The sequence below is a fragment of the Streptomyces roseus genome, assembly GCF_001044425.1.
GTDB classification, from domain to species: Bacteria; Actinomycetota; Actinomycetes; order Streptomycetales; family Streptomycetaceae; genus Streptomyces; species Streptomyces roseus.
Genome location: NZ_LFML01000155.1, coordinates 1 through 2,527 on the forward strand (window position 1 = coordinate 1; position 2,527 = coordinate 2,527).

Genomic DNA, 2,527 nt, shown 5'->3' on the forward strand with positions numbered 1-2,527 from the left:
CGGCTGCGGCCGGTCGAACCGGCGGGGGGCGTGAGCGGTGCGGCCAGCGCGGCTGCGAGCAGGCCCCGCCCTTCGCGCAAGCGGCGGCTCCCGACGGTCCTGGCCGGCGCGGGCACCCTGGTCGCCGTGGGCAGCGTGGCCCTGGCGCTGGGAATGCTCCCGCACTCCGGCGAGAGCGAAACGGTCCTGCTGGATGCCAAGCCGTCGGCACCTGCCGTGAGCGTGGCTCCGGCCGGCCCGACGCAGTCGGCGACCACGCGCGCCCCGTCCCGCTCCGCCTCCCCGTCGGCCTCGGCCTCCCCGTCCCCGAGCGCGTCGAAGTCGGCCTCTCCTTCCGCCTCGCCCTCGGCCTCCCGCAGCTCGGCACCTCCGTCCCCGACGCCGTCGACGAGCACGAGCCGCCCACAGAGCCCGCCGCCGGCCCCGAAGGGCCCGACGCTGCGGTACGGGGACTCGGGCCCGGAGGTGGAGAAGATGCAGCGGCTGCTGGCAAGGCGCGGGTACTACCGGGGCAGGATCAACGGCAGGTTCGACAGCCGCACGGAGAACGCCGTATCGGATTTCCAGTGGCAGAACGGCATCGACGACGACTGGGGCGTCTACGGCCCGCCGACCCGGACGGCCCTGGAGGGCTGACACCGCGGAGGGTCCGGTGACGCCGAGTGGCGCGGACTGCCCTCGGTTTTGTATCGTGTAGGAACAAAGTGGTTCCGCCCGCAACCCCTGACCGGTGGGCGGAACCGCTTGTTCTCTTTCCCGCCCCGTCTGGAGCACCCCCGATGCCGGCCAGCACCACGACCACCGCACCCGTCGTCCTCACCGCCGAGGCCCTGCTCCTGGACATGGACGGCACCCTCGTCAACTCGGACGCGGTGGTCGAACGCTGCTGGCGGGAGTGGGCCGTCTCCCACGGGCTGGACCCGGAGGAGGCCCTGAAGGTCGTCCACGGCCGACAGGGCTACGCCACGATGGCCATCCTCCTGCCGGAGCGCCCGATGGAGCTGAATCACGCCGAGAACAGCGTGATGCTCGCCCGTGAGACCGCCGACACCGACGGCGTGGTCCCGGTGGGCGGAGCGGCGCAGTTCATGGCGGCGATCGACGGCCTGCCGCACGCCCTGGTCACCTCGGCCGACGCGGCCCTGGCCACGGCCCGGATGACCGCGGCCGCTCTGCGCATGCCCGACGTACGGGTCACGGCCGAGTGCGTCAAGGCCAGCAAGCCCGACCCCGAGGGCTTCCTGATGGGCGCCGCCGAGCTGGGCGTCGACCCCGCCGACTGCATCGTCTTCGAGGACTCGGCGGCGGGTATCGCCGCCGGCCTGGCGGCGGGCATGCGCGTGATCGGCATAGGCCCCCGAGCCGCGGCCCACGCCCCGACGGCCCACGTCCAGGACCTGACGTCGATCCGGGTCACCACGACGGAGACGGGCTCGATCGAACTCACCCTGAAGCAGCCCGCCCAAGCGAACCGGCCCGGGCACGGCTGACCCCGCGACGCGGGGCCGGGGTGGGGGGCGGGGCGGGGCGGGGCGGGGGCTTCGGGGGCGGGGTCACGGTTGGCCGGAGTCGGAGGGCCGGCCGGGGTACCGGAGCCTGAGCTGCGGCCGGCCGGCATCAAAGGGAGTCCGGGGGTTTCCCGGCAGTCCACTGTCCTTCCGTGTCGGTCCGGGCCGTCAAGGGCGCTCCCTGCGGTCGCGTCGCTCCGCGATGTCGCTGCGCTCCACCCTTGACCGCCCGGCCCGCCCCGGAATGCCACAAGACTGCCGGGAAGCCCCCGAAGAAACGGTCAGGAGGACAGTCATCCACACGGGTGCGTCAGCGAAGCCGACCTCCCCACCCGGTCCAGCCACCCCCAGTTCAGGAGTCCCACCGGCCCCGGCCGTGCCGGGGGCGCAGCAGACCGCCACACATTCCTCTCGGCTCAGCCTCCGGCGACCGTCTGTGGCCGGACATAAGCCGCCCACCACCGGCCCTGAGCCCTCCCGGCCCGCGACAGCGGGCTGTTTGTCCCTTTCGTCCAGCGATCGAGGCTCCCCACAGCCACTAACGGACTGAGAGGTTGAGACATCCGGCATCAGACTCCGACTGGCGCCCTTTCGCCCTCTGTTCACCCCCACGGGCCTCTTCCTGCGCCCCAAACGGGCCGCAGACGCCGGAAAAGCGGCCCAAGGACTGCGTCTGGGCGGCTTATGTCCGGCCACAGACGGTCGCCGGACGCTAAGCCGAGAGAAGTGTGTAGCGATCCGTTGCGAAGGGGTGGGGGATGGGCAATCCGTCACCCTCCGGCTCGGGTTGGCCTGCCGTGGTCCGGAAATACCGGTCGCGGGAGCCCGTACGTGGGCCTGGGCTCGCCGCGCGCCCGTCCCCGACCGTGCTCGATGGTCCTGCCAAGGAGTGGCGGCCGCCCGGAGCGATGGGCGGGCATCCCTGACGTGGCCGTTTCTGGTCATCAAACCCCCGGCCATTCCTTCGGGGGCTTCCCGGCAGTCTGTTGTCTTTCCGGGGCGGGCCGGGCAGTCAAGGG

General features: G+C 72.7%; 2 protein-coding genes. Both read left to right on the forward strand.

The window, feature by feature from the left end; all coding sequences use genetic code 11:
• Positions 1-636: peptidoglycan-binding domain-containing protein (locus tag ACS04_RS38470; protein ID WP_209441822.1), on the forward strand; the 636-nt coding region annotated here is incomplete at its 5' end.
• Positions 637-779: 143 nt separating this feature from the next.
• Complete coding sequence (locus ACS04_RS31650) at positions 780-1,490, forward strand: HAD-IA family hydrolase (protein ID WP_048480294.1); 711 nt, start codon at positions 780-782, stop codon at positions 1,488-1,490.
• The last annotated feature ends 1,037 nt before the right edge of the window (positions 1,491-2,527 follow it).

What these genes read in the sequence shown, in the direction of transcription:
- ACS04_RS31650 (WP_048480294.1), top strand. Translation starts at nt 780, where the DNA reads ATGCCGGCCAGCACCACGACCACCGCACCCGTCGTCCTCACCGCCGAG.